Origin of the sequence: Mesorhizobium sp. M7A.F.Ca.CA.004.04.2.1 (assembly GCF_004022825.1) — a bacterium.
GTDB lineage: Bacteria > Pseudomonadota > Alphaproteobacteria > Rhizobiales > Rhizobiaceae > Mesorhizobium.
In genome coordinates, this window is record NZ_RZPH01000323.1 from 1 (window position 1) to 5,682 (window position 5,682).

Consider the following 5,682-nt stretch of genomic DNA (forward strand, 5'->3'; position numbering starts at 1 on the left):
CCCTGGACGACGGTCACATTGCCGCAGCCCAGCGACGAAAGCGTCGATCTGGCGGTTTCCGCCAGCGCCGAATCACTCTCAAGCGCCACCACGGACCTGGCCAGCCGCGACAGGATGGCCGAGGCGTAGCCGGTTCCGCAACCGACATCGAGCGCCGAATCGGTCGGATTGATCTCGGCCAGTTGGATAAGCTTGGCCAACGGGGATGCTTCCATCAGGTAGCGTGCGCCGTCCGCGCCGGCGGCAATGCGGATGTCCTCGTCGATATAGGCGAGATCGCGCTGGGCGGCGCCGACAAACATCTCTCTTGGGATGACAAGCATTGCATCAAGCAGCGGCGCGCTGGTCACATCGGTGGTGCGGACCTGGCCGTCGACCATCTTGACGCGTAGTTCGGAGAAATCAGCGCTCATGTCCCAACCAATCCGCTTGCCGCGCCAGAACCGCGGTCCATTGTGTCAGGAACTTCAGGCCCCTGCGCTGCCGCGCGGGGGCCCGGGCATTGGAGGCCTCGCCCGGAATCGAACCGGGGTGCAAGGATTTGCAGTCCTCTGCGTAACCACTCCGCCACGAGGCCTCATTGCTCCCGGCGTTCCACCCGGTTCCAATAGGTTGCGGCGAAAATGCCGTCAAGCGGCCACCGTGCATTCCGAACGGTTTCCTCGCGTCAGTCCGGACGGCATCCGGCAAATCGTCGGACCGGGCCTGACCGCTCCATTAGCGGACAATTAAGCATAGCCTGCCCGGAGGAGAAACTCATCGGCGGCCCGTGCGTTGGACATGGCAGGAGGAAGAGCCATGCGCCGGACAATGGCAGCAAATACGAGTGCCTCGTCCGGCCTGTCCCTGCTACAATGCGGAGAGCTTCTGCATTACGCAATCGACCGTCTGTCCATCGAAGGTGCGGACAGCCTGTCGCCGCACGACAGGGCAAGGCTTGCCTCGGCCGCGGCGATTCTCAAGCAGATCCATGAGGCACTGGAAGAACACGCCGCCCGTTGAACACCCACCCTGCGCTATCGGCGGTCAATCGGGCCGGCGACGCCGTTCCCACCAGACGACAAAGCGACGCCGGTGACGGCGAACCATGGCGAATTCATAGGACAGCACCAGCAATCCGAGCGGAACCATCCAGAAGCCGAGGATCGGCAGGAAACCGAGGATACCGCCGATGGTCAGCAGGATGCCGATCGTGATTCTGAGCCCGCGCGAGCGCGGCATTTTGAACTCGCGCCCGAAAACGGAGATTTTCCGCGCCGGCATCTGGTTGTCTTGTGCTGTCATCGTCTCGAAAAATTGACCCGTTTGATTTTTCGCAAGCATGCTGGAACCAAAGCCGCCGCCGCGCTTTCGGTTCCATATCCCTGCCAAGACGGCTAATATGAGGGCAACCGTCGACGATTGCGAGAAAGGCCTGCGCGAAAAAGCCTCGGAAAAATGTGAAAAGCTTCTTTGCAAAGCCGAAAAGGGCAGCTATAGGCTGCGCCACTCACATAGAGCATCCGTTCCCCGGTAGCTCAGTGGTAGAGCAACCGGCTGTTAACCGGTTGGTCGCTGGTTCGAATCCGGCCCGGGGAGCCAATCATTTCCAACGGTTTCAGAGTTTTCAGGAACGGCCGAAAATAGGCTGATCTACAGCATGTCTACACAACTCGACTTCGCTAGGCGCCGATCTACACCGGAATCGCCCGAAGGAGAGAAATCACCATGGAACACGTTTTTGATGAGCTGATCGGCCTGCAGAGACTCAGCCGAGATCGAATTGGCGAGCCGCCGCGACGGCCTGGACGATTCGCTTGGCAAGGAACCTAGTAACCGGCGTGGCGATCGGCATCGGAATTGCCGTCGGTATTGCTCTAGGCGGTTAATGAAACCCTCCGGGTGCAAAAACCTATGCGGTGAAGTTAGCCCGAAGCAAAGACAACATCAGACCTTGCGCCTCCGTCCGCCTTGACGGCCGCGTGGCAGTCTCTCAGTTTTTTGGACGACCCACTCTTGGAGTGGGCTCGGCGGATGTAGTCGAAAACGTGACGTGCGGTGTCGCCTTCGCCAACGAAAACGAAGGGTTCGCGGCTTGTGTGCACGGTGACGGTCTCGTAACGCCTGTCGAGCGGCGGACCGGGATCGTCCCGAAAGTCGACATTTTTCCGGAGAAGCACTTTCATTTCGTCGGGCATGATTGAAACCTCCCTGTCGAAGGTGATCTCCTTTTTCCAGTAGATCAAGACCGGAAGCGGTACGCCTCCGAATTGCGGTGCCAATTCTTTCCTGCGACACTCGAGTCCATCGCGACATGGGGGAGCCTTCTATGCTTGCAAAAGACACTGTGATCTGCTGGACGCCTGACAGGCCGCCCTTCCATGACCGCCCTATGGCGGGGACGATCATGGTCACAACCGCTCCACTGCCGCAGCACGACTATGGTCATATGAAAACGTATGGAGCCGTAAACTTGGACTGGAGGCAGATGGACGCTTACGACCGTCGGCAAAAGCTTCAACGCCTTTTCACTCAGATCATTCATAAGGATTGCATTCCCGAGATCGATGCCCGTCTGGCTCTTTCAGTCATTGATGACATCCTGATTGATGACCTTCACAGTCAGCAGCAGGATGAAGATGAGGTGTAAGGTAAGCGGCGGCCGATCGCATCGCGCCTCAGCCAGCGAGTAGGGGATCCATATATGGCGGCGACCGTCGCGCTTAACCAGGTATCGGCCAACCTATGGGAGATGCCCCAGCCTTTGGGGGATTACGCCGGCGAGCTGCTGAAGCGGGGAAGATCCTACTATCAAGCGTTCCAGATCCTTGCCGAGCGTAACGAACCCGGTCTTAGCTATCCGGCCTATTTCCTCCTCGCGCATGCCGTGGAGGTCATTCTCAAATCATATCTGGTGGCGAAGGGCACGCCGAAGAGCAAGCTTGGCAAAAGACCATTGCGACATGACACAGGACAAGTGTTCGCTGAGTGCGAAAAGCAAGGCCTTGTGGTTGCCGACCAGATGATGAAAGCGCTGGCGATCCAGCTCGCCCATGTCAATCAGGATTACGACCTGCGCTATCCCACTGGCTTCAATCTATCCATTCCTGGCCCGAAGCATTGCGTCCTTCCCCTCGATGCCCTGATCGCCGCGGTCGCGCCGGGCGTCGAAAAGGCCTTCATCATAGCGCAAATCCAGTTCGCAGCCGACACACAGCACCTTCGCGGCAGCAAAATCCGATGGAGCGATTAGGCGACGATGACAGCCGAACTCGCGGTATCCGTAGTAGCCTTAGTCGTCGCGATCCTGGCGTTCGGGCTATCGATCTTCTTTTGGCGGCGCCAGTTCCGACCGATCGTAACGGCGATGGTTCAGACGCATGACGGAGGTAACGAGGCGATCGCCTATAATCTGGTGGTACTGAATTCGGGGTCGATCCCAGCCAAGAACATCAGGTTGATAGTACGAGACCAGGCGGCGCTCGAGGCTGCCCTTGGCGCTGGCGCCGATGCCGAGGCACGCGGCCTTTGGCTGGCCTGTTTTGAGTCCTCGATGGTGATCCGCCTTCTTCAGAACGGCGCGCAGACGACATGCTCTTTTGGCCTAACACATAGGATTCCGAAGAAGAGCTTTTGGAAGGCTCAAGCCGAATTTCCGATCCAACTCGAATACGAAGGTTGGTTTGGCAAGAAATACCGCGACGATCCGCCGAACGTCCTGCAGATCGCCGACAGCGATAGTTTCACCGGAGGCATGTGGGGACCGGTGAAAAAGGACGGACCGGCTTACATCGAATGAGGCCGGCAGCGGATGCGGACCGGGCACTACACGTGCACCAGCTCACACCACTGCCGAAAACGGCGAACGAGCAAGCGCCTGATATCGCAGCGAAAAATCCGCCGGTATGCAGCGATAGACTACTCCCTTACCAAGGGAGAGTTCGACGACTCCATCTCATTCATGGTCATCATCGTCGTTGTCGATGGGAACTACCTTCGTCGACGACACGCTCGACATGCCATTTCGTAATAAGTTTAGATGCCCATGCCACGCCCAATGCCAATACCGTGGCTGAACGCGAGTTCCGCGCCCAGGCGCCGGCCGGACTCCACTTCGACGCCAAGCGCCTTTTTATAGTTTGCAAGAAGCGATTCCAGTTGCGGATCGCGCTCGAGGCTCTTGGCCATGTCGGACATGGCCGAGCGGGTTGACTTGTAACCGGACATGTCGCCAGCCTGGTATTGGTCCTGGCTTGTCCGGTGGAGCTTCTGCCAGCGTTCCACGAAACGGTCGGCCCGGCGGGTCGGATCGGCTTCCGGTCCGGTGCGGATTTCGCTTTCAAGCTGGAGAGCGAGCACGATACGGTTGACGCTACCGGCTCCCGCTTCACGAACCAGCTCGGGATTCTTGATATAGGCCGCTTCGGCATCGCGCCAGCCATGCGGCCGAACCTTATCGAACGCGTTGCGTGCATCCCTCAATTCGCGCATCTGCCCGGGACTACCCTGCCCGTCCACATTTCCGTTGCTGATAATAGCATCGAGCGCTCGCGCGTGGCGCACGAGAGCCTTCGTGCGAGCTCTGCGCAACGCCGCTTCCTCGTCCAACAACGCATCCGCTCCGCGTTGCGCTCCCCTGGTGCCCGCTTCCCTTCCTGGTTCGGCGCCGGCATCGCCGTTTTGCGTTCCAACCTCTCCCCCTTTCGGCCTGTACGCACGGTCCTGGCCGGGCTCTGCTTGTCCGGGCGAGCGCAACCCGTCCAGCATCCTTTCAATCCCGTCGCGAAGCTTCTCCGGAACGATCCGGCGCACGATCTTGACCACACGCTGACGGAAGCTGATCCCGCGTCGCTCGGCATAGTGTTGCGCCGGGTCGATCTGGTCGTAATCCGACGCCATATCCTTGGTGCGGTCGCGTGACAGCGCGCGGACAAGTCGTTCGCGGGTCGCGAAGTCTTCGCTGCCGTAATGCAGTTCCATCCCATCCCGATGTCGCGACAGGGACACGTAGCTGCTGTGCGAATCCATGTCCGGCGTTGCCAGCACATGGGTGCGGTCGACCGTCATGCCCTGGGCCTTATGGATGGTCGCGGCATAGCCGTGGTCGATGTGGGCATAGTCTTTCAGATCGAAGCGCACAGACCTGGCGTCATCGGTTTGAACCGTCATCGTCTGGACGCTGACCTCTTCGATCACACCGAGCGTGCCGTTCTTGACGCCGAGCGACCGCTCGTTGCGCAAGAACATGACCCGGTCGCCGCGTGCGAAGGTCCTTGCACCGCGCTCCACATCCACCTGAACTTCGTCGCCGAGATCTCCATCCGCGCGCATCCGCTCGCGCGCTGCCTGGTTGAGCGCGCGCACTTCGTCGTTTGTGTGGGTGAGAATGATCCGGCTCGCTTCAGGCTCTGCATGCCTGTCCCGATCCCAGCGCTCGACAAGATCGCTGCGTGCCTCATCGCGCGACGCAGCTTGGTGCACCATGCCCTGCGCGTCATAGGCGTCGATCGCAGCGCCGATCCTGCCGGTTGCAAGATCGCGCGTGGCATCACGCTGCCAGTCCTCACGCTGCCGGCGCACCTGACCGATTTCGACGCCACCATGTCGCTCATGGATCGAGCGGAATGCCGCACCGGCTTCAATTGCCTGCAATTGCTGCGGATCGCCGACGAGGACGACTTTTGCGCCAACGTCCGCCGCATG

8 protein-coding genes and 2 tRNA genes are annotated in these 5,682 nt (G+C 59.8%); 5 read left to right on the forward strand and 5 right to left on the reverse strand.

The annotated features are described in order from the left end of the window. Both EN893_RS15950 and EN893_RS15955 read right to left on the reverse strand, forming a co-directional pair. Positions 1 to 413: protein-L-isoaspartate O-methyltransferase (locus EN893_RS15950; RefSeq protein WP_164900912.1), on the reverse strand; the 413-nt coding region annotated here is incomplete at its 3' end. Between the two features lie 90 nt (positions 414 to 503). Further along, positions 504 to 577 (reverse strand) — tRNA-Cys (locus tag EN893_RS15955). 221 nt (positions 578 to 798) lie between these two features. Between EN893_RS15955 and EN893_RS15960 the strand changes: the two genes are divergently transcribed. Continuing rightward, a complete protein-coding gene (locus tag EN893_RS15960) occupies positions 799 to 1,002 on the forward strand; it encodes a hypothetical protein (protein ID WP_127267807.1) in 204 nt (67 codons plus the stop codon). Positions 1,003 to 1,026: 24 nt separating this feature from the next. Here the strand turns inward: EN893_RS15960 and EN893_RS15965 are convergent, their stop codons facing one another. After that, positions 1,027 to 1,284, reverse strand: coding sequence for a hypothetical protein (locus EN893_RS15965; protein ID WP_024503836.1), 258 nt, complete (start codon positions 1,282 to 1,284; stop codon positions 1,027 to 1,029). A 222-nt stretch (positions 1,285 to 1,506) separates the two neighbouring features. Between EN893_RS15965 and EN893_RS15970 the strand changes: the two genes are divergently transcribed. Further along, positions 1,507 to 1,581: transfer RNA gene (locus EN893_RS15970), tRNA-Asn, on the forward strand. 323 nt (positions 1,582 to 1,904) lie between these two features. Here EN893_RS15970 and EN893_RS15975 read toward each other — a convergent pair. After that, positions 1,905 to 2,261 carry a hypothetical protein gene (locus EN893_RS15975; RefSeq protein WP_127266665.1) on the reverse strand — a complete coding sequence of 119 codons (357 nt, stop codon included), beginning with the start codon at positions 2,259 to 2,261 and terminating at the stop codon, positions 1,905 to 1,907. A 47-nt stretch (positions 2,262 to 2,308) separates the two neighbouring features. Between EN893_RS15975 and EN893_RS15980 the strand changes: the two genes are divergently transcribed. From EN893_RS15980 to EN893_RS15990, 3 genes are read left to right on the forward strand one after another with little or no spacing between them, the layout of a single operon-like run. Continuing rightward, entirely contained in the window at positions 2,309 to 2,629 is a 321-nt protein-coding gene (locus EN893_RS15980) for a hypothetical protein (RefSeq protein ID WP_127266664.1), read from the forward strand. 54 nt (positions 2,630 to 2,683) lie between these two features. Continuing rightward, complete coding sequence (locus EN893_RS15985) at positions 2,684 to 3,232, forward strand: hypothetical protein (protein ID WP_127266663.1); 549 nt, start codon at positions 2,684 to 2,686, stop codon at positions 3,230 to 3,232. A 6-nt stretch (positions 3,233 to 3,238) separates the two neighbouring features. Further along, positions 3,239 to 3,778 (forward strand): hypothetical protein, encoded by a 540-nt coding sequence (locus EN893_RS15990; RefSeq protein WP_127266662.1) that lies wholly within the window; start codon positions 3,239 to 3,241, stop codon positions 3,776 to 3,778. A gap of 236 nt (positions 3,779 to 4,014) precedes the next feature. Here EN893_RS15990 and EN893_RS15995 read toward each other — a convergent pair. Further along, positions 4,015 to 5,682 (reverse strand): AAA family ATPase (locus EN893_RS15995; protein WP_164900913.1); only part of this gene is annotated, 1,668 nt, incomplete at its 5' end.

Bases quoted from the DNA above. Each gene is read 5' to 3' on its own strand.
- EN893_RS15960 (WP_127267807.1), top strand. From the start codon at position 799: ATGCGCCGGACAATGGCAGCAAATACGAGTGCCTCGTCCGGCCTGTCC.
- EN893_RS15965 (WP_024503836.1), bottom strand. From the start codon at position 1,284: ATGACAGCACAAGACAACCAGATGCCGGCGCGGAAAATCTCCGTTTTC.
- EN893_RS15980 (WP_127266664.1), top strand. From the start codon at position 2,309: ATGCTTGCAAAAGACACTGTGATCTGCTGGACGCCTGACAGGCCGCCC.
- EN893_RS15990 (WP_127266662.1), top strand. From the start codon at position 3,239: ATGACAGCCGAACTCGCGGTATCCGTAGTAGCCTTAGTCGTCGCGATC.
- EN893_RS15985 (WP_127266663.1), top strand. From the start codon at position 2,684: ATGGCGGCGACCGTCGCGCTTAACCAGGTATCGGCCAACCTATGGGAG.